The 24,642-nt window shown below is 55.0% G+C and carries 21 protein-coding genes and 1 pseudogene; 8 read left to right on the top strand and 14 right to left on the bottom strand.

The window, feature by feature from the left end; genetic code table 11:
• Window positions 1-286: 286 nt before the first annotated feature.
• The gene (locus ACR0AP_RS20035; RefSeq protein ID WP_480508935.1) at window positions 287-589 is read right to left on the bottom strand and encodes a chorismate mutase; all 303 of its coding nucleotides are present in this window, start codon (window positions 587-589) and stop codon (window positions 287-289) included.
• A complete protein-coding gene (locus tag ACR0AP_RS20030) occupies window positions 582-1,205 on the bottom strand; it encodes a TetR/AcrR family transcriptional regulator (RefSeq protein WP_480508933.1) in 624 nt (207 codons plus the stop codon). Before ACR0AP_RS20030 ends, ACR0AP_RS20035 begins: the two co-directional genes overlap by 8 nt.
• Window positions 1,206-1,291: 86 nt before the next feature.
• Between ACR0AP_RS20030 and ACR0AP_RS20025 the strand changes: the two genes are divergently transcribed.
• Genes ACR0AP_RS20025 through ACR0AP_RS20015 form a run of 3 tightly spaced genes read left to right on the top strand, consistent with a single transcriptional unit; the run spans window position 1,292 to window position 2,825 of the window.
• Window positions 1,292-1,681, top strand: a complete 390-nt coding sequence (locus ACR0AP_RS20025) for a hypothetical protein (RefSeq protein ID WP_480508931.1) — start codon at window positions 1,292-1,294, stop codon at window positions 1,679-1,681.
• On the top strand, window positions 1,681-2,184 hold the full coding sequence (locus tag ACR0AP_RS20020; protein WP_480508929.1) for an anthrone oxygenase family protein: 504 nt from the start codon (window positions 1,681-1,683) through the stop codon (window positions 2,182-2,184). Before ACR0AP_RS20025 ends, ACR0AP_RS20020 begins: the two co-directional genes overlap by 1 nt.
• Window positions 2,184-2,825 carry a LysE family translocator gene (locus tag ACR0AP_RS20015; protein WP_480508927.1) on the top strand — a complete coding sequence of 214 codons (642 nt, stop codon included), beginning with the start codon at window positions 2,184-2,186 and terminating at the stop codon, window positions 2,823-2,825. The genes ACR0AP_RS20020 and ACR0AP_RS20015 overlap by 1 nt, the downstream gene beginning before the upstream one ends.
• Window positions 2,826-2,853: 28 nt before the next feature.
• Here the strand turns inward: ACR0AP_RS20015 and ACR0AP_RS20010 are convergent, their stop codons facing one another.
• The 4 genes from ACR0AP_RS20010 to ACR0AP_RS19995 all read right to left on the bottom strand — a co-directional run bounded on the left by ACR0AP_RS20010 (window position 2,854) and on the right by ACR0AP_RS19995 (window position 9,507).
• Complete coding sequence (locus ACR0AP_RS20010) at window positions 2,854-3,120, bottom strand: hypothetical protein (RefSeq protein ID WP_480508925.1); 267 nt, start codon at window positions 3,118-3,120, stop codon at window positions 2,854-2,856.
• A gap of 35 nt (window positions 3,121-3,155) precedes the next feature.
• Entirely contained in the window at window positions 3,156-4,448 is a 1,293-nt protein-coding gene (mobQ, locus tag ACR0AP_RS20005) for a MobQ family relaxase (protein WP_480508923.1), read from the bottom strand.
• 823 nt (window positions 4,449-5,271) lie between these two features.
• The gene (locus ACR0AP_RS20000) at window positions 5,272-6,564 is read right to left on the bottom strand and encodes an MBL fold metallo-hydrolase (RefSeq protein ID WP_480508921.1); all 1,293 of its coding nucleotides are present in this window, start codon (window positions 6,562-6,564) and stop codon (window positions 5,272-5,274) included.
• 306 nt (window positions 6,565-6,870) lie between these two features.
• Entirely contained in the window at window positions 6,871-9,507 is a 2,637-nt protein-coding gene (locus ACR0AP_RS19995) for an AAA family ATPase (RefSeq protein ID WP_480508919.1), read from the bottom strand.
• A gap of 371 nt (window positions 9,508-9,878) precedes the next feature.
• Here ACR0AP_RS19995 and ACR0AP_RS19990 point away from each other — a divergent pair, with 371 nt between their 5' ends.
• Both ACR0AP_RS19990 and ACR0AP_RS19985 read left to right on the top strand, forming a co-directional pair.
• Window positions 9,879-10,700: a type IV toxin-antitoxin system AbiEi family antitoxin domain-containing protein gene (locus tag ACR0AP_RS19990; RefSeq protein ID WP_480508917.1), complete on the top strand. Its 822-nt coding sequence runs from the start codon at window positions 9,879-9,881 to the stop codon at window positions 10,698-10,700.
• Window positions 10,690-11,577, top strand: a complete 888-nt coding sequence (locus ACR0AP_RS19985; protein WP_480508915.1) for a nucleotidyl transferase AbiEii/AbiGii toxin family protein — start codon at window positions 10,690-10,692, stop codon at window positions 11,575-11,577. Before ACR0AP_RS19990 ends, ACR0AP_RS19985 begins: the two co-directional genes overlap by 11 nt.
• 141 nt (window positions 11,578-11,718) lie before the next feature.
• Here the strand turns inward: ACR0AP_RS19985 and ACR0AP_RS19980 are convergent, their stop codons facing one another.
• The 6 genes from ACR0AP_RS19980 to ACR0AP_RS19955 all read right to left on the bottom strand — a co-directional run bounded on the left by ACR0AP_RS19980 (window position 11,719) and on the right by ACR0AP_RS19955 (window position 17,223).
• Window positions 11,719-12,000 carry a type II toxin-antitoxin system RelE/ParE family toxin gene (locus tag ACR0AP_RS19980; protein WP_480489154.1) on the bottom strand — a complete coding sequence of 94 codons (282 nt, stop codon included), beginning with the start codon at window positions 11,998-12,000 and terminating at the stop codon, window positions 11,719-11,721.
• Window positions 11,997-12,281, bottom strand: coding sequence for a hypothetical protein (locus ACR0AP_RS19975; RefSeq protein WP_170456398.1), 285 nt, complete (start codon window positions 12,279-12,281; stop codon window positions 11,997-11,999). Before ACR0AP_RS19975 ends, ACR0AP_RS19980 begins: the two co-directional genes overlap by 4 nt.
• Window positions 12,282-12,400: 119 nt before the next feature.
• Window positions 12,401-13,471 (bottom strand): helix-turn-helix domain-containing protein, encoded by a 1,071-nt coding sequence (locus tag ACR0AP_RS19970; RefSeq protein WP_480489157.1) that lies wholly within the window; start codon window positions 13,469-13,471, stop codon window positions 12,401-12,403.
• A gap of 177 nt (window positions 13,472-13,648) precedes the next feature.
• Entirely contained in the window at window positions 13,649-14,617 is a 969-nt protein-coding gene (repB, locus tag ACR0AP_RS19965) for a plasmid partitioning protein RepB (protein ID WP_480489159.1), read from the bottom strand.
• Window positions 14,617-15,801, bottom strand: a complete 1,185-nt coding sequence (repA, locus tag ACR0AP_RS19960) for a plasmid partitioning protein RepA (protein WP_480508913.1) — start codon at window positions 15,799-15,801, stop codon at window positions 14,617-14,619. The genes repB and repA overlap by 1 nt, the downstream gene beginning before the upstream one ends.
• Before the next feature lie 366 nt (window positions 15,802-16,167).
• The gene (locus ACR0AP_RS19955) at window positions 16,168-17,223 is read right to left on the bottom strand and encodes a tyrosine-type recombinase/integrase (protein WP_480489163.1); all 1,056 of its coding nucleotides are present in this window, start codon (window positions 17,221-17,223) and stop codon (window positions 16,168-16,170) included.
• Between the two features lie 516 nt (window positions 17,224-17,739).
• Here ACR0AP_RS19955 and ACR0AP_RS19950 point away from each other — a divergent pair.
• Both ACR0AP_RS19950 and ACR0AP_RS19945 read left to right on the top strand, forming a co-directional pair.
• Window positions 17,740-22,308 carry an RHS repeat domain-containing protein gene (locus ACR0AP_RS19950; protein WP_480508911.1) on the top strand — a complete coding sequence of 1,523 codons (4,569 nt, stop codon included), beginning with the start codon at window positions 17,740-17,742 and terminating at the stop codon, window positions 22,306-22,308.
• A gap of 1 nt (window position 22,309) precedes the next feature.
• Complete coding sequence (locus ACR0AP_RS19945; protein WP_480508909.1) at window positions 22,310-22,861, top strand: hypothetical protein; 552 nt, start codon at window positions 22,310-22,312, stop codon at window positions 22,859-22,861.
• Here the strand turns inward: ACR0AP_RS19945 and ACR0AP_RS19940 are convergent.
• Window positions 22,856-23,143 (bottom strand): annotated as a pseudogene (locus ACR0AP_RS19940) (integrase core domain-containing protein); the annotation flags it as partial. The gene ACR0AP_RS19945 and the pseudogene ACR0AP_RS19940 sit on opposite strands and share 6 nt — an antisense overlap.
• A 62-nt stretch (window positions 23,144-23,205) precedes the next feature.
• Here ACR0AP_RS19940 and ACR0AP_RS19935 point away from each other — a divergent pair.
• Window positions 23,206-24,138 (top strand): IS5 family transposase, encoded by a 933-nt coding sequence (locus tag ACR0AP_RS19935; protein WP_480508907.1) that lies wholly within the window; start codon window positions 23,206-23,208, stop codon window positions 24,136-24,138.
• A gap of 107 nt (window positions 24,139-24,245) precedes the next feature.
• On the opposite strand, the gene tnpB is transcribed toward ACR0AP_RS19935, so the two are convergent.
• The gene (tnpB, locus tag ACR0AP_RS19930; protein WP_480508905.1) at window positions 24,246-24,512 is read right to left on the bottom strand and encodes an IS66 family insertion sequence element accessory protein TnpB; all 267 of its coding nucleotides are present in this window, start codon (window positions 24,510-24,512) and stop codon (window positions 24,246-24,248) included.
• Window positions 24,513-24,642 lie beyond the last annotated feature (130 nt).

Raw genomic sequence — 24,642 nt, 5'->3', positions numbered from 1 at the left:
TGGTTGGCACCACCATCAAAACGGACAACCATCTCCCTTCAAGGGAACCACCGCCCCCAATCCAATTTGAAAAATTGGGGGCGGTGTCAGATCACATCGAGACTAATTCACCTTAGCCATGAAATATGGCTGCGCTTGGAACCCGTCCAAGCGGTCAAGAACGGTCGAATAATCCCCTGCTTGCATTGACTTCGCCGCCTTGTGAAAAACCCCCGCGTTTCTGATATCGCGGATGAGCTTCATAGGCCCGCCTCACCAACCGCGCCTTTGGTATTTCCGAATGGCATTATTCCCCAAGCTCCCGGATTTCCCTCTGGATCGACCATTCGATCAGTTCTGACCAAAGCTTGCGTACGAGCTCTGGATCCAGCCCATATTGCGTGGCCGTTGCACTGACCTTGTTCAATACTTCGGCCACCCGATCCGTTGTCCTTGCAGGCAGCCCCTCAATCTTATTCAGATCAACTGCGCGGTCGATGTAGCCGCTGCGCTTTGCCAAAAGGGTAATCAGTTGGACGTCAATCGCGTCAATCTCAACCCGGAGCTCAGCCATGGTCTTGCAGGCTTCAGGCGGTCGTCGTTCATTCATATATGTCTCCGTAAGGTTGGCTGCCAAGCAATTGGCGCAGTAGAGTTACAGCTCTTTGCGAGCGGGTCTTGCAAAACTCTGCTGTCGGAGCCGGGAGTCGTCCGATCACACGCCGGATTTGCTGATCACCGATCAACAGGTCAAGATAGAGGCCCACGGCTGCTCCGGAATGCTCAAAGCGAAGGTGGCCTTCCTGCCGCGCCCGAAGCAGCACCTGTTCGAGCAATGGAAATACAGCTTCGCGCCCGGCCTTTGAAAGCGTAGCGCCGAGTTCCCCGCTGCTGTCAGCCGCTGCGGCCCGGTTGAGTGCTACGGCACGATCACCGGTCAGCAGATTTAGAAGCTTCGGACCCAGGGTTCCCAGAATCGAAAGCGCGTCATGGTCGGTTTCCAGTTTGGCTTCCAGGTGGGACTTCACTTCTTCGGCGTTGCGCGTGACGAGGGCGCGAAACAGCCCCTGCTTGTCCCCATACCAGTTGTACAATGTCTCATTTGAGGCGCGCGCCTGTTTGGCGATGCCCTGCATGGACGTGCCTCCATAGCCTTTGGCCTCCAGAACCTCGTAGGCAGCCGCCTCAATCTGTTGCTGGCGCAAGGATCGTTTCTCTTCTCGCAAAATCACTCTCCTGCCTGTTGACAGGAACCGTAACTATTATTACGGATATGCGCAACCGTAATCTTAGTTACGCTTTGGAGAAGCCGATGGAACAATCAAATCGTCACGTCATCGCCGCTCTGGTAACGCTCATCCTTCTGCAGGGGATCATGCTTTCCGCATTGTATGCCGGAATCAGGCCTCATCCGCCCATCGCCACGCCCCTATTTGGCATTGCTCCGTTTCTTGGAGCCGCGATGTCCGTCGCTCTGGCAGCCATCATCGTGCAACCACTGGGCAGCCGAGCGGGACGCACTTTGAGCGTTCTCGCGGCACTGATGGCCCTGGTTTCCTTCGGGCCGCAGAAATACCTCGACGCACAATTCGGTCTGATCTACCCGGCGGTATTGCTTGGCCAATTCGCTGCGCTGGTCATCTTTGCCTCGGTCGTATCAGCAGCGCGCCAACACCAGAAACTTGAGGCGGAGCGGGTCTAATGGATCGGTTGCTTCTGCCGATGTCGATGCTTTCACTCCTAAGCATCAGTGCCATCTTCGGGTTTTTCTACGCCTGGGTCTGTTCGACGATGTGGGGTCTGGACGCGACGGACCCACGAACGGCCATCGCCGCGATGCAAGCTATGAACGCTTCTGTCCGAAACGCGGTGTTCTTCCCGGCCTTCTTCCTGACACCGGTCATTCTGGGGGCAACGGCCTTCATCGCCGTTCGGCAGAGCAGGAAAAAATCCGCCGTGTACTTTGGACTGGCCGCCATTCTTTACATCGTCGGGGCCTTCCTCGTCACGGCGGTAGTGAATGTCCCCATGAACGAGGCCCTGGCAGAAGTTGTCGTACCAACCGACACGGGAAGCGCCCGCGAGATTTGGCAAAACTACTCTGCCTCCTGGCAGTTCTGGAACTTGCTTCGAAGCATTGTGAGCGGGGTTTGCCTCTTCCTAACCGGCTTGGCCATTTACTTTCTTAACTCGGAGTCCGCGTGATGGAATTGTCTCTTCCGACTTTCGCCTTGCTGGCGCTGGTTGTGGTCATGACGCCCGGCCCAACTGTTCTCCTCGCCCTGTCCAATGGATCACGGTTCGGCATCGCTGTAGCTGGGTACGGCATTGCTGGCGCGGCGATCTCAGACGCCGTTCTCATCGCGTCGGCGGGGTTGGGATTGGGTGCTATCCTAGCTGCCTCGGCCCTCCTGTTCAGCGTCGTCAAATGGATCGGCGTCGCCTACCTCGTCTGGCTGGGCGTACAAATGATGCGATCATCCGGCCAGTTGGGACCGGTCGAAAATCCTTCCGAAAAAAAGAGAGCGGGTGTGCTTCAAAACAACACGGCAGTTTTCAGGAAGAGCTTTCTTGTCGCAGTCACAAACCCCAAGGGCTACCTGTTCTTCACGGCGTTCCTGCCGCAATTCCTCATACCGACAGAGCCAATGTTTCAGCAGTATGCAACGCTGGCACTGGTCTTCATTACGGTCGATGTGGTTGTCATGGCCGCCTATGCGGGCCTGGGCGCAAAAGCAGTTCACTTTCTCAGCAATCGCGGGGCGCTCTGGATCGACAGGATATGTGGTGGTCTTCTTGTCGCCTTGGGTCTTGCATTGACCATCTTGAAACGCGCCGATGTGTAGCTCTCAACCACGCCAAACTAGAACGCGCTTACACGTTCGGCTCTTGGTCAAACAGGATCACGCGCCCGTCTCCACTGTCCGGGTCGTTGACCAGAACAAACGGCACTTCCGCGCCGTCCTTCTCGTAGAGACAGCGATACTTCATCTGGCCGTCGAGCGGATCGCGCACCTGGTCGTAGCGGTAGCTGTGCGAAATTCCCTTCTCGATCCAGCCTTCAACACCTGCGGGCGTCACAAGCGATAGCGGCTTTCCGTCCAGCAAGATCGTCTTGCCCACGTTGAATACTTCATACATCCGATCTGTCTCCTCTGTCGTTTCACCGGGCGGCGTCACAGGCTGTGACCTTCGCCACGATCCCTGTCCCGCGTGTTTTCATTCTCGTCTTCGTTGCGTTCCTGGTCGCGCTCGTCCTCGATCTCCAGCTTCTCACGCGGCTTGTTCAACACATCCTTCAGCCGCTCGTTCACAGACGGCTTACGCGCCTCGCGCCGCGTGCCCTCGTCAAGCTCCGGATCGCTGTGACCATCCAGCTTGTGAACTGCCGCTTGGCCGTCGCGACCGGCGTCCTTCTCCATGATCTCCTTCAGCCGCTCACGCGCATAATTGCGGCCTTCCGGTTTCGGCGTGTCGTCCTGATCCCGTGACCGGCCCACGACGCGCGCCAGCCGCTCCCGGAAGTCATCCGGGTTTCGGTCGCGGTCACGATCTTTCGCGGTCGCAGCCCTGAGTGCTGCCAGACCGGCAGAGACGCGGCCCTGCCCGGCCCCGCGCTCGATGCCGTAGGTCTCGCGCGCCAGTTCCAGCCGCGCGCGCATTTCGCGGAACGCGGCGCGGGCCTGGCGGGCGGCATGGACCACGGCCCCGCGCTCGGTGACGGGTTTGTATTCCCGTCCCTGGCGCTCGGCCATCCACTTCGCCCGCCGTTCCATGGAATTGGCCGCTGGCCCCAGCTTCAGCTCTGGGTCGCGGTCCAGCTCCTCGGCGGAGAGCTGATCGCCCCGCTCCAGCGCCGCCTCGCGCTGCGCTTCGAGCGACCGGTGATCAACGCGCTCCACCTCCCCTGCCCGCTCCAGCGCGCGGTTCTGCAGCTCGGCCCAAAGGCCGCGCATCTGCTCGATCTCGACGCCGCCGGTTTTCGCGGAATCGAGCACTCGGGTCTTGGCGGTGAAGCCCTCTGGCTCCAGCCTGCGGGTCGAGGTCAGGACATGGGCATGGTGGTTGCGCTGATCGCCCTCGCGGTGTGGCCCGTGGATCGCCACATCGACGGCCACGCCGTAGCGGCTGACCAGCTCCTGGGCGAAGTCGCGGGTGATCTGCGACCGGTCCTCGGCGCTGATCTCGGAGGGCAGGGCCAGCTCCCATTCGCGGGCGGTGACGGAGTTGCGGCGGGTCTCGCTGGCCTCGACCTCGTTCCAGAGGCGGGACCGATCCGAGGCCCAGTCCGGGGCGTCCTTTGGGGTCAGGATGAAGGTCTCCTCGATCCCCTGCTTGCGGGTGTAGTCGTGGACGCGGCCTTCGCGCTGGCATTCGATGCGCTCCCCGACACGGTAGGCCGCAGCCGCCGTGGCAGAGCGCCCGGCGCTGCGTTTGATCGTCTTCACGGAGAGGTGGTAGCTGGCCATGCGCCCTACCCTCGACCGTGACGTGAACGACGACAAAGTGCGCCGCTGTTGACCTCGGCCCATGCTCGCAAATGGGCCTCCGGGTCAGCCGTCTTTTCCCCGATGGATCGCGCCCCGTCCTGGCGCGGGACGAGTGGAAAAGACAGCCCATCTGAAGGGGTGTAACGCACCTCTGAGGCGCGGGCTTGCCAGTGATCTGTCCCCAGATCCCCAGCCACATGGGGGGCGGGATATGTGGGCAGATCACTGGCGGTTTGCCTGAGGCAAACCCGGTTCGTGTCAGCACCGTTAGGTCCGGCGACACGAACCTCCCGCAAGGGAGACGCCAGCGGCAGACCGGCCCCCACCGTGGGGCATCGGTCGGGATTTTGGGGCTGTCGTTCCGGACGCAATCCAACGGCGGACGTTGGCCCTGGAGAGTTCGAGAGGCCGGGAGGGCCTTTCGTTCCGTCGCGGATCGCGGCGGAAGGGGATGGCCATCGGCCGGGGCTTTGCCCCAGAGAGATCGCACGCAAATCTTGGAGCCACAGGCGGAGAGTTTGCATAAGTGCGCTCTCAGCGAATTTTTCTCACCACAATGCCACTGGATGGCATCTGAGAGGCTCAGAACGGGCTGCTGGGTGCCACTACTAATAGTCTATGACCCCCGCACCCCACGGCCCATAGCCGAGTTTGCCCACCACTTCAAAATGCAGCGATGCGGTCCGCAAATGCGGCCATTCATACAGAGCGCAGCATTATGTCGGCTCAAACATCGGTGTACGTATGTTCTGGGCAGTCGCTGCGCCACCAATAGTGCCCAGTCTATTTCAAATTCCCCAAATCAACGCTCCAGATGAATTCGAAATGAAAACCCTGACTGTTGATCCACTTGGATCGGTCCGAACATCCAAAAATCACGTAGCACTTCTGCATGCGGATGGCAGTAGTTACGGCGTGGATCAGAGCTGAATACGCTTGTCTTCGGCGCAACAAGTGCCGCAAGGCCATCGTGCCAATTTGCCCGCGCACCGTGATGCGCAACCTGAAATACGCTAACGCGTCTTGCGCGGCGCGTATCGAGGTACCCCTCTAAGCTGCTCCACTTTGCAGCACTTTCCAAGTTTCCATCGCCTGTAAGCAGGATCGCTCCTCGCGTTTCATGTTTTTTCCAACAGCCGCAAACGCCGGTAAGTCGGTGATACAGGCATTCGCAATCGCAGATGCTCTGCCCTGTCCAGAGGCCAACTGCACCGCCATAAAGCATTAGACTTACATTGTTCATGGCCGCCCCACGACCGAAGGTCGTTTCATAGAGAGTCCGCAGATCATCAAGAGCGCTTTGCCGTTCGTCTTCGTTACCGTTCAGCAGCGATGCTCGAAGCGACTCCACTTTTGACGCAAACCCGAATGGGTCGTCGGGTTCTGTAGCGGGATCGTTGTAGGGCAGAAATTCCCAAACTCCATGGATGAAAATTGCCTTGCCAGAACGAAGCATCTGAATGCGATGGTCCAAGTGACCGTATGCCCCTTCCAAATCTCCGTACGAAACGGGTTCGCCGAGCCCGGACGGCTTGTCGGGGTCATCCAAGTCTTCGGGAGGTTCAGGGATTACGGTTGGTTCCGTCGAGAATGGTGGCCCGTCATCGTCAGAGGGCATAACGAAAAGGACCTGTTCAAAACCATCGTCCGCTTCTTGGATGAGATATTGCACCGGGTCGACATAGAACAACATCTCAGGGTCTTCTGCCCTCAACCCTTGTTCAAAGCCGATCAGCAGGCGGTACCACAATGGTGCCCACGGCAGCATTACAGTCTTGGCGCCGATCTGATTTAGTAGGGCGACCACCCCGTTGATGTGGTCATTGTGGAAATGCGACAATGTGAGAAGGTCGATTTTCTCTCCTTGGCAATCGCGTTTCAGATCGTCGATCGCATTGGTGACGAGCCGCTTTCCCGAACTGGTTCCACAGTCATAGACCCAGCGGTATGGCCCGACTGGCGCCGATCTGGGCGGTCCGCCAGTGTTTATTATTCGGCGCAGCCGTCGTGCGGGGGGCCAGAACTCTACCGAACCAGTGGCAAACAAGCCTTGGCCGACTGGAAAGAACCGATGAACCGCGCGAATTTCGGTCATGCGTCGACTGCTTCTGCAGAAGCCTCCAGTGCCTCGTGCAGGACGGCGTTGGGGAGTTTGCTCCGGGCAGTGGCGGTCAGGTTGGCCTCCAACCGGTCTCTGAGGGTCATCAGGGCATCGACTTTGACCGCGAGGCGGTGTTGTTCGCCGAGGGGCTGAAGGGTGACATACTGCCTAGTCGCCTGTTCCATAGTTCGACTTTCATTCAATTCCGTTGGTACCAGTTGAGTAATTCCATAGGATGGAATGATTTCAAGGGCAAAGCGGACGGCGTTCAGAAAGCGACATGACATAGGTGGAATAGCTTCAAGAAATCCGGTTCATCTTGGAGCGCAAACCTTCAGACCAGTCCTTCAACGACTTGATGTCGGCCATTACTTCGGATGGCTCCGGTGGCTCGGGATCATGGCCACGGGAAGGATCATGTGCATCGACGAAGTCACAGCACTTTTTGAATCCATTTTGGAAAGTTTGGACATCGGCCTCGTCTAGGGCTGTGACACGCTTCAAATTTTTGGTGTCTATGTAATCGCGGTGTCGCATCACGACATTGGCAAATACGATGTCCTCTAGCGCCCGTTCCCAAGTTGCCCGCAATCGACTGTAGAGCGAAGACACGGCCGTTTTGTAGCCTTCGTCGTCGTTCTCCTCGCACAAGCGCTTTGCAGCGCGAGCTTCTTTTTCCAGTTTGTCAATCCGGTCTCGAATACTGGAGGCCGTCCACGGTAAATCTTTGTTGACGATGCCAACGACATCCTGTCCGCGCGAAAGATGCGCCAGCGCTGTCGGCGTATTTCGTTCCGAAGCCAGCTGTGCAAGATCGTTTACGAAGATCATGTCATGTGTGAACACGATAACCTGTCGTACGCCGGCTTCCTTTGCCAGGCGCTTGGCGACTTTTGAGCGCCAGCGATGATCGAGCGAAGAAACTGGATCATCGAACACCAGCGCCGATGTATGTGACGCGTTGGCCAGTTCGGTAAGGTAGGAGGCCAGCGCGACACAGGTCTGCTCGCCCTCGCTCAGCACATCATGAACCTTGGCTTTGGGGTTGGCGTAGAGCTTCACTTCGTATTGCGGGGAACCAAATTTGCCCCCCGAACGCACGACTTCGACCCGCACGCGATTACCGGCCAGCGCGACAATCTCTTCTTGAAACCGGTCGCGCATACGCGGCGTGATCAGATTGTCGGCAATCTCGTTTCCGAGCCGCGTGATTGCCGTGGTGGCGGTATCGCGCAAACAGTCTTCAATTCGTTTTAGCTCTGAAAGCCGCTCGATTTCCGTTTTTGCGATGTCCAGCAGCTCGCGACTTTGTTTGCGATCCTGCAAATCGGCCTGTTCATTGAGAACGGCTTCCCGTGCCTCACCGCCGGATGCGTCATCGAGCGATGTCGCATAGACACGTATCTGCGCGGCTTCGGTCTGTACGGTCTCCGCGACGGATTCAGGCAAAGCCAGCGGGTTCAGAACGTCTTCGCCTGAGAGCTGCGCAAGCGTCAGGGCCTGCACGCGCCTTGCGAGCGCGATAAATCTCAGCACTTGCCTAGCGAGAGCGAAATTACCGGCTTTCAAGCTTCGATAGGCCGCAGAGACCTTGCTGATGTGGACGGCGACATCGCGGAACTTTTGCTCAGCCTCTTTGAAAACACGCTCGGCCTCGGCCGCTTTGGTTTCCGTGTCCTTCTTGATGAAGTCCTCGAAGCCAAGCATCCGTGCGGCAGTGCGTTTGTCAATCTCCTGATGGCAAAGAACGCAGATATCCCCCGATGATGGCGGAAATGCCGCCCCGTCTTCCCTGGCAACTAGCGAATATGATCTGGCGGATTCCCAGAGAGTCCGCCAGACGATTTCACCAACGCCCTCAAGAGCTAGTCCGGAAAAGGCATCATGCGCTGCCATGTTGGCGGCCGCGCGCTTGTCGTCAGCACTCTTCTTCGTAGCATGAAGAGCCTGAATTGCCTCGACATTCAGCGCCTGCTCAATCCGCTTCAAATAGGATTCCAGTTGATCAAGCTGGATCGCATAGGCGCGCTGCGCTTTCGCCGCGACGGTGGGGTCTTGGGCCAGATCGGCTTGCAGTTTGGCCAGGCGCGATACATCCGCATCGGAAAAGGAAAAGCTAGATGTTAGGGATGCGATATCAGTATCACGCCGAAGCATAGACAGAGCCTTGCCAAGCGTCGAGCGGCTCGACCAGATTGGGTTGGCAAAAACAGAGTTGCGCTTTTGCTCTAACGTTTCTTTCTCGGTCGTCAGGCGGGCTTTGATGTCCTGACAGACACCGGCGAGGTCATCCGGAATATCGAGACCGAAGGGACGAAACCAAACCTCGTTCTTCTTCTGAACGTGCACCGAAGCTGCATCACGGTCAAAGACCGTGATAGCGGAAAGAGTCTCAGCAGTTTCGCCGTCATTTTCCCACGCGACGGTTTCCGCTGCGCCGCCAGTACGGATGATTTTCAGATCGGCCTTTGCTGTTCGCGTTGGGGAAGAGCTGTAAACATCGGGCATGATCTCGCCGGCATGCCGTGAACGGCAAGCCTTCTTGAGAATCCGCGTATAGCCGGATTTTCCAGTGCCGTTCTGCCCGTAAACTATGGTCAGGCCCGCTTCCTCAAAATTCAGCGTCTGGCCGGTTGCGAGTTGGTTGACACCGGAGACATTTGCGATGCCGGACAGGGAGATTGACTCGCCGACACCAGGATCAACCGGCAGATGGTCCTTCGAAAGTGGCTTGGCCTCTAGCGTTACCGTCTGATCGCCATGCTCTTTCTTGCAGAGCGCCAATAACTCCTCGAGCGCCTCTTCATCCGGATAACCTTTCAGGACAATGCGGCGCAGTGCATCGCGTTGCCATAGCGGACGGCTCTCTGACCAAGCCAAGATACGTTTAGGGACAGTATCGTCGCCTTTTTCTATACTTCCGCTTTCCGACTTCACCGTGTTTATCTCTCCCGCAAAATTTGGTTTTCAAAATCAGAAAGCTACAAGTGCCGGATCAATAAAGGAAGCTTATTCCTTTGTTAGCTGTTGGAATTGGCAAAGGCGCAAAAAGCCCTTGTGTGTGGATGCACGCGCGACGCCAATGTCAGCTTACGCTGGTGGCAGCTCTATAGCTTGCGAGAGCAGCGAAGGTCAGCTTCCCGCCCTTGGCACCGGAATCTTCCATTTATCCCGGGTATTCCGATGGGTTTCCGCGTGGCGCTGTGTTTTTAATAATGTGCTATTTTCAGTGCTATAGACGCTTTAAAGATGTACTTTTCAAAGAGATCCTCTTGCCTTTTCTTTTAAATTATATGATTTAGGGCGTCATGAACGCTGGAAGATCGCAAAATCTGAAGAAAGTTCTCGACTCGGTGCCCGCTGGGTATCTCGTCGATGCCAACTGGCTCACCGCCCATGGCATAGCCTACGAAACCTTTCGCGACTATGTAAAACGGGGCTGGCTCGAACGCGTTCACCGCGGCGTTTTCCGCCGACCTGTTCCCAATCCGCCCGCATCAAACACCATTGACTGGAAGGCCTGCCTGATCTCGATGCACCATATCATGGGCTATGATATTCATGTCGGCGGCAAAACTGCTCTCTCTCAACAGGGCTACGACCACTACCTGCATTTGGGAGACAACGCCCCTATCTGGATCTATGGCTACAAAATACCCAACTGGCTCACGAAGCTGCCACTCAATGCACCTATAGAAACGCGCAATACGTCGTTGTTCACTGACCAGGCACTTGGCGTTACAAATGACAACCTAAAATCTGAAAACTCCCTCCCGTGGGACTGGCAACTGCGCATGTCGGCCCCCGAACGGGCGGTCATGGAAGCTATGGACGAATTGCCGGACCATGAGAGTTTTCACAACCTCGACATGGTGTTCGAGGGCTTGACGACGCTACGACCTAAGTTGCTCTCGGCGCTCTTGTTGAGCTGCAAGAAAATAAAAATCAGGCGCCTCTTCTTCGTTTTTGCGGATCGCCACAATCACCCCTGGCGCAAACGACTTGATGCTGACGCCTTCAACCTCGGGACGGGGGATCGAGCATTGGTCAAAGGTGGCCGGATACATCCGCGATATCGTATCATGGTACCGGAAGAGTTCGCCACGACAGAGGCAGAAAATGGCGCGTAGGAACTATGAATCCCAGGTCGCCCTTCTCGTGCGTGTATTGCCTTACGTCGCGAAGGAAGAGATATTCGCGCTCAAGGGCGGGACAGCAATAAACCTCTTCTATCGCGATCTACCGCGGCTCTCGGTTGATATCGACCTGACATATCTGCCGATAAAAGAGCGCGAACAGAACCTCGCCGAGATCAACGAAGCCATGGATCGTATCGCTAAGTCGATCGAAAGGGGCATCAACGGGGCCAAGGCTCAAAGAATAAAAGGAGGTGGGGGCGGCGCCACCCGCGTGCTTGCGCGTCTGGAAGGTGCAGAAGTCAAAATCGAGACCTCGCCAGTCACGCGCGGCGTTGTTCACGACCCCGAAACCCGGGCGGTCTCCGACGCTGTAGCAGACGCGTTCGGCGGTAAGCTCCACGCAGCCGTGGATCGCCAGCATCCACGCGATCTCTATGATGTAAAGCTTCTCTATGAACACGAAGGACTGACGGATGATCTGTTCCGGACTTTCCTGATCTACATCGCCTGTTCGGCACGTCCGGCACACGAATTGCTGAATCCCAACCTGATTGCCCTAGATCAACCTTATGTGCGTGAGTTCGAGGGCATGACTAAGTCAGCCGTCGGCCTGGATGACCTACTGACGACGCGCAACCAACTGATTGCGGATATCCAATCTCGCTTCGACAAACCCACCAGACAATTCTTGCTCAGTCTGCAGGATGGCGCGCCGGATTTCGCCGTAATAGATCGACCGCAGGCCGCCAATCTTCCCGCCGTGCGTTGGAAACTTCTCAATCTGGAGCGCCTAATCCGGGACAACCCAATAAAGCACGCCGAGCAGAGGGAAGAACTCGAAAAACTCCTAGGTCACCTCTTCGACTGATTGAAATTCAGAGTCCGACCTATTGAAAGTGCAGGCACATTTCCGACAATTGTGCAGAAGCTAGCAGTCGAACAACAAAATAAGTTCGGTTGCTTGCCCCCTACCCGGCCCGCCTGATGCCACCAATTTAAACTCCTGGTTTCAGTAATCCGTGCCCTGCCGGGTATCCCAGAGACGCAGAATTTCTATCTGGGTTGGCATTACACGATAGATTAACGTGAATGGGGTTCTCGGCACTGAAAGCTCCCGTATGTCTTGGCGCGTGTCACTCGGGTGACCTGCATAAGGGTTGGCTGCGAGAGTAAGCTGAATGGCTTTGAGCTGAGCTCGTGCCCTTTCGCTGCCTTCAGGAAAAACTGACGTGTAGTAGTAACGGAACCATTGAATGTCCCGGGCCGTATCTTCGAGAAATACAATTTTCATTGGCTATTGGATTGCCCGCTTGCGACCGGAGCTGAGAGCTCATTCTCGGTATCCCAGCTGTCTATCCAAGCATTCATCTCGTCTGCCGTGATGAACTTTCCTAGATCTGCCTTTTCAACAGCCGCATCAATGGCTGCACGTTTTGCGGCCTTGGATTCTAGCATCATTCTGATTGCCCGTACCGCCAGTTGTGCTGGTGGCCGATCTTCGATCGCAGCTTCTCGTTCCAGGGACTTTCTCAAGTCTTCATCGAGACGGATTGAATATGGGCTGGTACTCATCGCAATCACCTGTTTCCGGTATGTAGTACAATGTAATACATTGGCACTCTATTCTCAATAGACGTTGGCATGAATGTTATCTGTTGCTCTGAGCTCATGAGCGAGATGAGATTTCAAAGTTACGGCCCTCTCTTCTGTGGTTTCTTTGTGTTTTGCTTCAACAAAGCGAATGGCTGCGTGTCTCCCCCATCGATTTTGGAGGTCAGAGAAATCAAATAGGCTTGGTGGGATCTTATGTTCTCCGCTCGTTGGAAAATGTATCCCAAAACCATAAAACGGAGAGCAGCGCTATGTGTCGATTTCATAGCATACCAAGTTTGACCAAGTCGTAGGTAATCGGCGATATCGTCCATAAGGCGGTCACAATGCGTCTGATCCCGGGCGAAGCGAAGTTCGGAGCACAAGCGTGGAAAGCTGCGCTTCATTTGATCTGGAGAAACTTGAATCTGAGAATGCTTTTCTTTCTTAACTATCGGATTCAAAGAGTTCTCTTTATGCCCCTCAATTTCATGGTCATTGGCCCTCAAATTTTCTGTATCTGTCTGTGTTATTTCTGAGATTTCCACAGAGATTTCTGCCAATAGCTCGCAGAGTACATTCGCATCTGGTTTGCGACGCAGAGCATTGCGTACGGTGGTCATCAATTCGGAGACCGCGGTGTCATTTGCTACGAGTTCCCTAAGGCGTGCCAGAGCGGCGGAAACCTTGTCACGGAGTACAGTGAACTCCAGAACTCGATCAGCGTGCCTCTGGGCTTCCTGGATGAACTCAGGGTGCCGTTCAGACAAGGGCATCAAGGAGAGCCCAGTTGCGGTGACCACCCTGCCCTGTCGATCCCGGCGCGCCCATCGCTTACCGTTTGCGCTCATTACGCGGCGGATAAGTCCAAGCTCAACCAGCGTCGAGATATGACGCTCAACTGTCTGCACGCTGACATGCGTCCGTTTGGCGATCGCCGCGTTGGAAGCGAAGCAGATGTGATGATCATCTTGGTCCGCAGTAATCTGATCACCGCCCACAAAAGAAATCATGGCTCTCAGGACATTGAGAGTTGTGGATTTCAACCCAAGAGGTTCTCTGGCCTCTTCAACGGCGCGAAGAAGTATCCATTTTTTGGGTGTACTACTCCCCTGCCCTGCCGTCCCCGACAAGGTTGCTCCATTTGGAGCCAATGCTGCTACTGTTTTCATGATTATCTATCGGCAGACAAAAATTACCCGTTCGCTCAAGAGCGTTTTTTCTTGTGTGGCGATTCGGGTGCTGCTAGATTCTAGGTGTCTAATCTAAGAATTGCGCTTTGCGCAGCAGCCCTCGAAGCTCCGGTTTCGGGGGTTTTGTCTGTTTGCCTTCCTCCTTTCTGCTCGTCCTCAGTTCTTTTTCTCGGCGTTTACAGCTGTAAACTCAGCGTGTGAGCGCTTGATGATTTCAGCCATGTTTTTGTCCAACCAGCTAGCGAAGTCAGCGTTAGCTCCGGTCCTTTTGACCGAAACAGTTAGTGATCCGTTGGTGGATTTGATTGTAACTCCTTCAATTGGGCTGACTTCGGCTGCACCTTCTCTTTGTCGTGCACCACGTTTGGCAGCTGCTTTTAGGAGCATTTCCAGCCGATCATCTGACGACATTGATGGCTCAATGGTTGCAAGCAGGTTTGCCGCTTCATCTCCCGCCAGCTTGCCTGCAACGAAGTGTTCTGCAAGCATGGTCCATTTTGGGCGGCCTGATTTTGGGGCTGCGCCGATCATGTCACCAATCTTTGCAGGAACATGTTGCGTAACTTTTGTCAGGTGAGACAGCCCTGATTTCGAAAGGTTCAATACTTGCCGCACCGTTGCAGAGTCATGCCCGGAAGTCAGGATCGCCTCGGCGAAACGTGCTTTCTCGTAGAAGGAAAGATTGCGCCTCGCAGCATTCTCAAGCCCCTTGGCGAGTAGCGCCGAGGCATCGTCGATATCCTGAACATTGGCGCGGACCTTAATGCCAAGTTCACGACAGGCTTTCAGCCGCCTCCTCCCATAAATTGCCTCGTATCGGCCGTCGGATTTCGATTTTCTGACAAGAATGGGAACTTGTTGGCCACCGTCTCGGATACTCGATATCAAGCTTTCAAAGCTATCGTCTTCTTCGTCAGTGTTTACAGCTGTAAACTCACCAAGCCTATCGGCTGGGCCCCAATCGTCGATCAGGGCAGGGTCAATTTCCCTGATTGCGGCCAGAGAGCCTTGAAGCGCACCAAGTGCAGGGGCATTGGGTTTTGGGGTTTTGTCGATGGCCTTGGGGCTAGAGCGCGCGATGGTGTTTGCGATCCCTGACATCTCCTGAAGCGATTTTCTAGCCATTAGCCGCGTCCCCACGCTTGATGGATCATTTGCTCCACCTCAGAGCCGATCGCATCCATTGAGTTCTTTGCCCGATCATAAGTTGCGCGTGTCATTTCCGACCGCACGACCTCGTAAATTGATTGTTTGAGCATTGTGGCGTCACTGATTGCAGTGCTTTTGAGGGCCGTAGCTGACATAACGCGATCCTGAAACAGTGCTCGCATGAACGAAGCCAGTTGTTGAGACGGCACGTCTGTCGGCTCGTCACGCGTTATCAGGAACTTGAAGTTATCGTATTCGAGCGTAGCGCCAGCATCTTCAATGACTGCCATGTAAGCACCAGCGAGTTCGAGGAATTGAGCCGTCGAAGACACGTCCAGCATCGAAGGTGTCAGTGGCACAAGCAATGAACTGGCGGCGGCCATCCCGGCTATTGTCAAAAATCCGAGTTGAGGTGGGCTATCAATCAGAACTAGGTCAAAATCGCCTTCTACCTGGGCCAAGGCATTCCGTATTCTCGTAAAGAACGGATGGTCCGGGTTGGAGTGAACGGCAGATTCTGTCTCAAACTCGGAAAGAACAAGCCGAGACGGCGCCACAGACAGACCGGGGAAGTATGTCGGAAGCACAACGTCCGCCATATCTACCGGATCTTCATACCGAATAGCATCGTAGATCGTCAGTCCGTCAAACTCAATTTCCGGGCTGATGCCGCACATGGATGTAAGCGAGCCTTGTGGATCCAGGTCAACGGCCAATACACGGTAACCGCGAAGCGCAAAATAATGGGCCAGGTGAATTGTTGTGGTGCTTTTGCTGCTGCCACCTTTGAAGTTCATCAACTGCCAGACTTGGAGTTTCTCTCCTTCAGTCCGACGAGGGATATAGCGCCCCTTTTTGCGAGAGGTTTTCTCAAGCGTTTCGCGAGCCTCCCAAAGCTCATGGGCAGTATAGTAGCGTCGACCGCTACGTACGTCTTTTGGTTCAGGAATCGTTCCTTCTGCGTGGACCTTACGCATGAATTGACCTGAGACACCTAAGAGTTCGGCCGCTTCTGGGGCTGCAAAGTTGCGTAGTGACTTGGTGTTGTCAGGGGCAAATGCCGCAAGAAGATGTTCCCGGATGGCCGAGTTTAATCTCTCAGAAATTTCCGTGGCGAGAGCCGATGGTCGTTCTGCCGTAAGTGGTGTCACGGGAATCATGTAGTTGCCTCAAATTAAAGAATGTGGTCATTTTTGCGCCACTTGAGACAAACAGGCGTGATTCATTGTCCTAAGTCAAGGATTTTCGCTTATATTGTGGGTTCTACAAAGCTGTGAACTACATACGCTTTGCATCAAAGCAAAATGGTTTACAGCTGTAAACCTCGTTGAAGCGGTTCCCGGGCTTTTATAGCTGATGAAGTTCTGCTGTGCAAAAAGTAGGCATACACACAAAACTCTTCCGAATGCTCCGCCTCGAGTTGAGTTTTTCATAACGAGCAGGCGGCACAAAAGAAGAAACGGCTTGCGCACCAAGACAAGAAATAGGGAAGGGCAGGGGGCCAATTGAGCTGATTGCGTATTTCCTCACCCCAACAGGTCCGTCGCCGGGTTTTCTGCGATATCGACGTCGTCATAGTACTTCTGCGCCTGGGCCATGGAGCGGTGTAGCGAGAGGCGCATGGCAGCTTGGATTGGTGCGCCGTCCAGTGCGGCTTGGGTTAGGAACCCAGAACGCAGACCGTGCGGCGAGGCGAAGTCCTCCTGCAACCCCGCCAACTGGAGGCGATGTTTGACGATCTGATAGATAGCGTACGGCGAAAGCCGACGTTTCAGCACACGATCCGCTTTTGAGACTGGTCTGAACAGTGGCCCGTTCTTAATCTGTCCAACCTCGATCCAATGGACCAACGCCTGGGCGGCGCGGCCTTTCAGCACCAGCCGCGGCGTTTCACCTTTGGTTGTCGTCTTGGTCTCCAGCAGTGAAATCCAAACCAGGCTTTTCTCGTCGAACTCCTTCAGCGAGACGTCTTCAAACATCAGCCCGGTGATCTCCGAGCGCCGTCTACCACCAGAAGCCCAACCCAGCATCAAGATGGCGCGGTCGCGGCAATCCCGGCGGCTGCCACGGCAGGTGGACAGCAGTTGCTCGAGGATGTCCCGGGTGATCGGGTGCTGCGATTTTGGGGCAGGGGGCCGGGCTGCAGCCCGGCGCGCCTTGGCACGGGCCTGCTTCACTTGGGGCGCACCGAAAGGGCTGGTCAGGTTCTTCATTCGATGAAAGGCCAGCCAGGAGGCGATGCGCCGGTCCAGCGTCGAGGGGGCAGGGCAGGCGAGGGACTTGCGCAGCCCCTGAGCAATCAGCGCTTCTGCGGTTTCGCGCGCCACATCCGTTTCTGGTGCGTCATTCAGATCTCGGGCGTGATCGAGAATGAAGGCGAGGGCGGTGGCCTCAGATTCCGGCCAGTCCAGCGTCGCTGCGAACCGCGCAGACTTCCAGGCGGTGACATAAAGCAGATCCCGTTCATATGCCCGCAGCGTGTTTTCCGGTGTGCCGCGCACATAAAGATCAGTGAGCGCCTCCTGATCTGTGTCCGAGAGGGCAGGGGCGGCGGCGGGGAGGTATGGGGCAGGGGGCTTCATGTCGATTTCCCCAAACCTGTAGACTGTTCTTGCTTGTTTTCACCATGTTTCATGGTTGGCCTCATGCTGGGTTGGTCCTTTAAGTGTAGGCGCGGACCAAATTTGTGCCGGTACTTGTTTACAAAATTGCAGGTTACTGTGCTGCATCTAATATGGTTTGCTGCCGGATCGGGGCAGGGGTCTACGGGTTACGGACCAATGCCGTCGCGAGTCCATTGGTTAAGGAAAACCGACACATAGGGCCCATTCTGCGCTGATTTTCGGGAGGAATCAATCAAACATGATAAGGAATACTTATCAGGTGTGATAGAGGTGTGTGAATATAGTCAAGGTAGTGAGCGAAAGGCCAGTATTTTGCGCGTATGATGTCTGAGCCATTTATCTGAACCTGTAGAACTGAAAGGGCTCACCCACATGATTTTGTGAAATTTTGGACAAAGTTCCGGTACTACTTGACAGCACCTCAACTTGAGAGAAAGTTTCTCGCAAAACACTACTTAAAAGAGAAACATGTTGATGAACAATAAATTACTAAGAGCTTTGGCGGTGATTGTTTCTTGCTGTCTCCCTTTAAGTTTAGTCGCCCAGCAGATGTGTGAGACACAGGGCGAGCATATGTGGATGAAGATTGCTGCGGAACGTTACACCTATGTGAAATCACCCGATGAAGCGTGCAAATTGTGGCCGTGGTTGAAGGATATGGGATACGAAGAAGCCGGTTACAAAATACACAAACAGCGCTATGGCGAGGAACTCAGATGCTACAATCGACGCCCTGTTGCGGGTGGCGGGTGGAAATATGGACGAGGTGACACGCAGCTTTATTGTGTTACGACTCAGGGAATTGCGCAACCGGCTGAGTATTGCAAAGCGGGTCCTTCTTGCGTCTGCCAGACAGGATCCTGTGATAACAATTGTGGATCTACAGGAAATCCGGGGAATTATTCCGCTGGCAACCCGATCGAGTTGGCCCATGGTGTCAAATCAGAGGTGACAACAGATTGGAGTTCACACAAAGATCCCCGGTTTTCGTTAACGCGACATTACAGTTCAGAGGGCGGGAGATTCGAAAATCCATATACTTTCGGGCTCGGATGGGAAGGGGCTTGGTCGTATATGCTTTTTCAGCCACAATCACGTCTCTCGGCCTCAGTGCTTTACAGCCCTGGAAACGTACAAACGACTTTCGGGAATGATAGTAGAGACATCGGTGCGCAGCAAATCGAGGGAAGCCCACTAACATTAACCTATATCGGTGCTACCGACGACGAGGTGCCCTACTCTTGGAACTATGCGCCCACGCCCGAAAACGACAACTTCAAAGTTTCTGATGGGACCGGTCGCGAAATTACTGTCTCTGTCTTTGACCCGCCACCCAACACACCATCCAGCCGCGGAAAATACCGTCGCGCAACCAAAGTCAAGTGGCAGGACGGATATCAAATTACCATTGATCGCCATAACGACGGACGCATTCGCTCGATTACGGACAATAAAGGCCAGAGAGCAGATTACACATGGCATGAGGGTACCCATGATCCATTTGGTCTTAGTAATGTGATTTCGAATTTTGAGCCTACGATGGTGAGAAATGTCGCCAGAATTGAAGTTGATTCATCCTATGATGGAGTGAATTTCTTACCGACAATTGCCATTGATTACACATACGCTGATGCAAATCGCCATAACGGTCTGGATTTGACTTCCGCAGTCGTTACAGATTTGCAGACGGGCGCGGTGTTGCAATCAACAGGCTACACGTATGACTCGGCACTGGAAGGTTCGGGGGAACTTCCGTTGTTAACCGGAATATCAGACGGTCGATTAGATACCAATGGTGCTCCGTTTCAGTATGCTAGCTTTGAGTATTCTGCCTCTGAAACAGATCCTCAGACAGGGGTTCCGCGCGCCGTTTTCACGGGACATGCAAACGGATCGTTGGGATTCTCAATCGTAAATGACACTAATAGTGCAGCACCTGCGGGCGGTGTAAAAGTCACCAACCCGTTGGGAAAAGAGACCAACTACTCATACGCGTGGGTAGGCGGGATAAAGCGTCCGGTCACAATAGAAGGTGTGGCGACGCAGAGCTGTTTGGCGACTACGAAGTCTCTTGGTTACACTCCAAACTCTGGGGCGCCAGAAGGATTTATCTACGAGCGTATTGAAAGGAATGGTTCGAGAACAACTTACGAACGAGATGCGCGTGGGCTCGTCTTAACCAAAACCGAAGACGCGGATGGCACCACGCCGCGCATTACGTCCTATAATTGGCACTCTGAGCTGCAAATTCCGCTTAGCAGATCAACTGGCGAATTGTCTGAGAGTTTCGCTTACGATGCTGATGGTCTTCTGATTTCGTATACACAAACGGACGTACTTGTTGGCAGTCCAACCAATGGGCAAAGCCGAACGTGGAGCTACAACTACACCACACTTGCCAATGGCTTGAAGGTACTTCAGTCCGTCGACGGACCGGGCTTATTGGCAAATGGTGTTACAGATGTGACAACGTACACGCATAGTGCAACAGGTTCTGTCACCAGCATCACTGATCCAAATGGTTTGACGACAGTATTCAGCGATTTTGATGTCAACGATCAACCGCAGCGGATTGAAGAACCGAATGGTGTGGTTTGGGCCGTAACTTATGACAGTCTTGGCCGGGTCGTGCAAACCGTCGAGAATTCCGGTTCACCAAAGGAATACATCAATTCCTATGCGTACGATGTTGCCGGTCAGTTGATCTCGCTGACCAACACCAGCGGTCATACCTGGATCTTCACCTATGATCAGGCTCGGCGTCTGCAATCTATTTCGGATCAGGCCGGTCAAAAGATGATCTATCATTATGATGCTGCCGATAACGTGACCAAGATCGAGTATCAGGCTACGACCGGCGGCGCCCTGTTTGAGCAGGACTATCTTTTCGATGAGCTTTCGCGGCTTCGAGGGCTGTCGGGGTCAAACGGGCAAACCACAGCATTCTCGCATGATGTCGAAGACAATCTCTCTAGCGCGACTGATGCGCTATCGAATGTGACGACCTTTGGATATGATAGTCTGAACCGACTTGTAACGCAGGTTGATCAAAGCAACGGCGCGCAAACCGACATGGATTACAACGACGCGGATCAGGTTACTCAATACACCGATCCGCGAACCTTGAACACCAACTTCACCTATAATGGGTTCGGTGAGGTGATCCAGGAAATCAGTGCTGATCGAGGCTCCATTGGCTACACCTATGATGAGCGCGGTTTGGTGACATCGATGATCGACGGCCGGGGAACGGTTTCGAACTACAGCTACGATAACGGTGGGCGTATTACAGCACGGACATTCCCGGCCTCCGCAGGTGAAAATCAGATCTTTACCTACGATGGTACTGCCAACGGAAGCGAGGGCGAAGGTCAGGTTGCATCTATCACCGATTCCGCCGGTACGATCAGCCGTGAATATGGTGATGGAGGTCGGCTGGAGCTGGACCGGCGCCAACTGCAGGCGACGACCTACGACACAACTTATGGCTACAACACGACCGGTCTGCTTGACCATGTGACCACGCCGTCGGGTCTACGTATCGGTTATACCTATGACAGCCAGGAACGGATCACGGGCCTGACAATCCAACGTCAGGTGATAGACCCGCAGACCGGGCAATTCCTACCCGCGCAAACGGTGTTGAGCGATGTCCAATATGCGCCCTTCGGTCCGGCTACAGGGTTTACCTATGGCGATACCGCAATCCATACGCGCAGCTATGACAGCTCGTATCGGTTGATCACGCTGAAGGATCAGCTGGGCGCAACGGTGTTGCGCGATCTGACCCATGGCTGGACAACCCGCGACAACCTCAGGTCAGTCATCGATAATCTGAACAGTCTGAACAGCGAGACGTTCCAGTATACCGCCCAGCAACGTCTGACCGAGGCGACGGGACCTTATGGGGATATCGACTATGCCTATGACAAAGTGGGCAACCGGCTGAGCAAGGTGCAGGACGAAAACGACTCCCTGACAACAGCCAGCTACAGCTATCCTGCAAACTCAAACAAGCTGGCAGACATAACCGTCGGCCTCAGCACCCGAACCTTCACGCATGACATGGCGGGCAATGTCACCTACGACAATCGCGAGGGCGGCGGTTATGGCTACGCCTACAACGCGGCGAACCGGATGTCGGAGTTCTCGATCAACGGGGTGGTGCAGGCCGAATATGTTTACAACGCGCTCGGTCAGCAGGTCATCCGGCGCTTGACGCAAGTGGGCAAGACCTTGCATGTCATTCACGACGCAGACGGCAACCGCTTGGCCGAATATGAGTACGATCCCTTATCGGGCAGCTCTACTTTACTGCGCGAATATATCTGGTTCAACGGTGAGGCCGTGGGCGTTGTCGAAAACGACACGCTCTACTTCATCCGCACCGATCACATCGGACGGCCGGTATTCGCAACAGATGCAAGCGGGCTGAAGGTCTGGGAGGCCAGCTATCTGCCCTTCGGAGACGTCCACACCTCCACAGGCGCCAACAGCGACCTCCGCTTCCCCGGCCAGTGGTTCCAGTCCGAATCCGGCCTCCACCAGAACTGGATGCGAGACTACGACCCAACAACGGGGCGATACATCCAGGCTGACCCGCTCGGCCTCGTCGATGGACCGTCCGTCTATGGATATGCACTCCAAAACCCGGGACGGTATGTGGATCCGAGGGGGGAGCAGGCCGTTTTGCCTGGACCTGTGCCACTTCCTATCGTCCCGCCAGCACCTTCTGGTCAAAACCATGCCCAAAATGCGGGGGAATGGATGCTGGAAATGAGCCGCAAATTCAATCCCATTGATCGCGCTCTGCAGGGTATTGCGCAAATGTGCGCGACAGATGAAAGTAGTTGGTGGTCAAACTACTCCGAAAGTACGCAAAATGACCCTGGAGCTGGACGCAAAGGTGGAGCCGCAACTGGTGCAAGAAAGAACCAACACCGAAACAAAAAAGGCGGCAAGTCATCTCGCGACAAGCATACAAAGAAGGGTGCTGGAACTCGAACAAAAGCACGCGGTAAACCTGGTTGGTATCAGAGATAAGATGATGATTTTAGAACGTAAAAAACCTGCACAGATTCTGGTGAAATCCGGAGGCGGAGAGAATCGCTTAACAGGATATATGTTGCGTTCAGATCGTGAACTTGTAGTTTTTGAAAGGGTCTCTGATTGGCGTACGGCAGGTGTTTGTATACTACACCCAAGCTCAATAGAAGAAGTACCAGAAGACGATGAACTGCGATTCTTCACTAAGGTGATGGAAGTATTGGGCAGTAATGAGACGTTCTTGCCGGGCGAGTTAAGAACGGCGCATAGTTTTCAACAAGTATTTGAATTTGCAATGCGTACACAGGCACTGATTTCGATAGAAGGCAAAGAGGAAGGTGAATATGAAGTTGTTAGAATTATTGCGGTTTCCGAACAATCTGCGATGGCATGCTTCTTAGAAGCCGACGGCACATGGCGAGATGACAAGGATTGGCTTAAATTTTCTAACCTTTCTATAGTCACATTTTTTGACCCTTATTGTACTGGAATAGAGAAGGTCTTGAGTTCCGAGGATTTGACCTGCCCCCCGAGGCTCCCTCGTTCATAACGGGAGTCTGCGGGTCTGGTTTTCATATTCTTCGGTTTTGATTTGGGCAAGCGCGCCGGGCGCGGAGCCCTCATTTTGCTCAAGCGTCCGGCGCGCTTCTGCGGGTGATTGGTTTCCGAGCGACGAGTGCGGTCTGACGTTGTTGTAGTCGTAGCGCCAGAGGGCCAGCTTTCGCCGCGCATCTTCCAAGCTGTCGAACATCTCCTCGTTCAGCAACTCGTCCCGGAGGCTGCCATTGAATGACTCGATGAAGGCGTTCTGCTGCGGCTTGCCCGGGTCGAGGCTTTGTTGCGCAAATCGGTTGAGGGATTCACTACATGAATCCAGCATGATAGCTGGATGGTATGAGCAGTTGGGCCCCTACGAAGTACAAGACCACGAATTGGTCGGCTTACAATGAAGCACTGAGGCGGCGCGGTTCGCTGACGGTGTGGTTTGATCCCGACATGGTGTGGAGGCCGCCCCCGACGGGGAGGCGCGGGCGGCAGCCGAGTTTCAGCGATGCCGCGATCCAGACCTGCCTGACCATGAAGGTGCTGTTTGGCATGCCGCTGAGGCAAACGACGGGGTTCGTGCAGAGCCTTCTTCGGCTGGTCGGGTTGGACTGGAACGTACCAGACTTCAGCACCCTGTGCCGCCGCCAACGGAAGCTGAACGTGGCTATCCCATACCGCGGTGGCAATGGCCCGCTGAACCTGCTGATTGATAGCACCGGCATCAAGGCCGAGGGTGAAGGCGAATGGAACGCCCGCAAACACGGTGGTCCGAAGCGGCGCATCTGGCGCAAGATACACATCGGAATTGGCGAGGAAACGCTGGAAGTCCGGGCCGTCGAGGTCACGGGCAGCAACATCGGTGATGCACCTATTTTGCCCGATCTCCTGGATCAGATCCCGGCTGACGAGCAGATCGGATCGGTCACTGCCGACGGCGCCTACGACACCCGCAAATGTCACGAAGCGATTGCCGCTCGCGGTGCCGCTGCTGTCATCCCGCCCCGCAAGAACGCGAAGGCGTGGAAACCGACAAGCCCTGGCGCCGTCGCTCGAAACGAAGCCCTGCGCACTTCGAAGTACCTGGGCCGTGCCATCTGGCGACGGTGGAGCGGATACCACCGCCGGAGTCGCGTCGAGGCCAAGATGAACTGCATCAAGCTGCTCGGCCAATCCCTGATGGCCCGAGACTTCGACCGCCAGGTCGCAGAACTGCAAGTGCGTATCGCCGTGCTCAACGGCTACACCGCACTTGGCATCCCCGTTACAGAGCCCATAGGATAGGTCCGTCCGGGGAAAGGGGAGCCACGCTCAGATCCTGATTTATGCAACAGCGCCACTGTGATCTACCAAAACAGACACCCGGCTGCCCGCCCAAACGGTGGCGCGAGTCACTCTGCCGCAGCCGGCGGACGCGCCGACAGCGCCTTCACTTTCCGCCAGTCCAGCCCGGCAAACAGCGCCTCGAACTGGGCATGGTTCAGCGACATCAGCCCATCCCGGATCGCAGGCCAGGTGAAGGTCGTTTCCTCAAGCCGCTTGTAGGTCATCACCAATCCGGTGCCGTCCCAATACAATAGCTTCAGCCGGTCAGCCCGTTTCGAGCGAAAGACAAACACTGTCCCGGTGAACGGTTCCTTGCGCAGCTCATTTTGCACCAGCGCCGCCAGTCCATCAGTAAGCGGTGGCTGAAGACCGCTGGGCTTTCAGCTTGACTGCTTAAAGTTCCACGGGAGCAGGTCGTCGATCTGATTTTTTGAGTGTCCGGCAGCGATGGCTTCGAGTGTG

It is taken from the genome of Ruegeria sp. AF7 (assembly GCF_056541885.1).
This window is presented reverse-complemented; position numbering and strand designations above follow the sequence as displayed.

What these genes read in the sequence shown, in the direction of transcription:
- ACR0AP_RS20035 (WP_480508935.1), bottom strand. Translation starts at nt 589, where the DNA reads ATGAATGAACGACGACCGCCTGAAGCCTGCAAGACCATGGCTGAGCTC.
- ACR0AP_RS20025 (WP_480508931.1), top strand. Translation starts at nt 1,292, where the DNA reads ATGGAACAATCAAATCGTCACGTCATCGCCGCTCTGGTAACGCTCATC.
- ACR0AP_RS20020 (WP_480508929.1), top strand. Translation starts at nt 1,681, where the DNA reads ATGGATCGGTTGCTTCTGCCGATGTCGATGCTTTCACTCCTAAGCATC.
- ACR0AP_RS20015 (WP_480508927.1), top strand. Translation starts at nt 2,184, where the DNA reads ATGGAATTGTCTCTTCCGACTTTCGCCTTGCTGGCGCTGGTTGTGGTC.
- ACR0AP_RS20010 (WP_480508925.1), bottom strand. Translation starts at nt 3,120, where the DNA reads ATGTATGAAGTATTCAACGTGGGCAAGACGATCTTGCTGGACGGAAAG.
- mobQ (WP_480508923.1), bottom strand. Translation starts at nt 4,448, where the DNA reads ATGGCCAGCTACCACCTCTCCGTGAAGACGATCAAACGCAGCGCCGGG.
- ACR0AP_RS20000 (WP_480508921.1), bottom strand. Translation starts at nt 6,564, where the DNA reads ATGACCGAAATTCGCGCGGTTCATCGGTTCTTTCCAGTCGGCCAAGGC.
- ACR0AP_RS19990 (WP_480508917.1), top strand. Translation starts at nt 9,879, where the DNA reads ATGAACGCTGGAAGATCGCAAAATCTGAAGAAAGTTCTCGACTCGGTG.
- ACR0AP_RS19985 (WP_480508915.1), top strand. Translation starts at nt 10,690, where the DNA reads ATGGCGCGTAGGAACTATGAATCCCAGGTCGCCCTTCTCGTGCGTGTA.
- ACR0AP_RS19980 (WP_480489154.1), bottom strand. Translation starts at nt 12,000, where the DNA reads ATGAAAATTGTATTTCTCGAAGATACGGCCCGGGACATTCAATGGTTC.
- ACR0AP_RS19975 (WP_170456398.1), bottom strand. Translation starts at nt 12,281, where the DNA reads ATGAGTACCAGCCCATATTCAATCCGTCTCGATGAAGACTTGAGAAAG.
- ACR0AP_RS19970 (WP_480489157.1), bottom strand. Translation starts at nt 13,471, where the DNA reads ATGAAAACAGTAGCAGCATTGGCTCCAAATGGAGCAACCTTGTCGGGG.
- repB (WP_480489159.1), bottom strand. Translation starts at nt 14,617, where the DNA reads ATGGCTAGAAAATCGCTTCAGGAGATGTCAGGGATCGCAAACACCATC.
- repA (WP_480508913.1), bottom strand. Translation starts at nt 15,801, where the DNA reads ATGATTCCCGTGACACCACTTACGGCAGAACGACCATCGGCTCTCGCC.
- ACR0AP_RS19955 (WP_480489163.1), bottom strand. Translation starts at nt 17,223, where the DNA reads ATGAAGCCCCCTGCCCCATACCTCCCCGCCGCCGCCCCTGCCCTCTCG.
- ACR0AP_RS19950 (WP_480508911.1), top strand. Translation starts at nt 17,740, where the DNA reads ATGAACAATAAATTACTAAGAGCTTTGGCGGTGATTGTTTCTTGCTGT.
- ACR0AP_RS19945 (WP_480508909.1), top strand. Translation starts at nt 22,310, where the DNA reads ATGATGATTTTAGAACGTAAAAAACCTGCACAGATTCTGGTGAAATCC.
- ACR0AP_RS19935 (WP_480508907.1), top strand. Translation starts at nt 23,206, where the DNA reads ATGAGCAGTTGGGCCCCTACGAAGTACAAGACCACGAATTGGTCGGCT.